Raw genomic sequence first — 363 nt, 5'->3', positions numbered from 1 at the left:
CGTAGCGCGCCGTATTGGCAACAGGCGCGACCTTGAGTTGCAGGCTGGTTTCTACACAGGGAGGTGGTGCGGTGGAGGTCAGGCGGGCAAGGACATTGAGGATGTGATCGGCGCTCAGACTTCCCGACTCAAGTACCAGTTCCACCGCCACCAGCACAGGTTCGAGACCTGCAATTGGCACAGCAGCCAGTACCTGCATCATGATTCGATCACCGTTGGTGTGACGCCTCAGTCCTCGTTTGAGAAGCCGTAACGGTTTTGGCAGATCAGCAAATGGCGCGCCATTGCGCAGTGCACCAGGCTTGCGTTCGATGAGTGGGATGTAGTGCTGCCAGTCAAAACTGACCTGATCTCGATCAAAGA

General features: G+C 56.7%; 1 pseudogene. It reads right to left on the bottom strand.

The features are described from left to right. A pseudogene (locus tag QMX98_RS35140) lies at positions 1–363 on the bottom strand (IS21 family transposase); the annotation flags it as partial.

The organism is Pseudomonas sp. PS02303, assembly GCF_029959925.1.
Lineage (GTDB): Bacteria > Pseudomonadota > Gammaproteobacteria > Pseudomonadales > Pseudomonadaceae > Aquipseudomonas > Aquipseudomonas mandelii.
Note: the sequence above shows the minus strand (reverse complement) of the source record. Positions and strands in the feature narration are given on the sequence as shown.